1 protein-coding gene is annotated in these 255 nt (G+C 59.6%); it reads left to right on the top strand.

Features of this window, described 5'->3' with window-relative positions; genetic code table 11:
• Positions 1-255, top strand: a 255-nt coding sequence (locus L6D89_RS32540; RefSeq protein ID WP_248285750.1) for an EF-Tu/IF-2/RF-3 family GTPase, incomplete at both ends; no start/stop codon positions are given.

Here is a 255-nt window from a genome sequence, read left to right as displayed (position 1 = left end):
TCCTGATGCCGATCGAAGACGTGTTCTCGATCTCCGGTCGTGGCACCGTGGTAACCGGCCGTGTTGAGCGTGGCATCGTCAAGGTCCAGGAAGAAGTGGAAATCGTCGGCATCAAGGCGACCACCAAAACCACCTGCACCGGCGTTGAAATGTTCCGCAAGCTGCTCGACGAAGGTCGTGCTGGTGAGAACGTCGGCGTTCTGCTGCGTGGCACCAAGCGTGAAGACGTAGAGCGTGGCCAGGTTCTGGCCAAGC

The organism is Pseudomonas pseudonitroreducens, from assembly GCF_021603645.1.
Lineage (GTDB): Bacteria > Pseudomonadota > Gammaproteobacteria > Pseudomonadales > Pseudomonadaceae > Pseudomonas > Pseudomonas pseudonitroreducens.
This window is presented reverse-complemented; position numbering and strand designations above follow the sequence as displayed.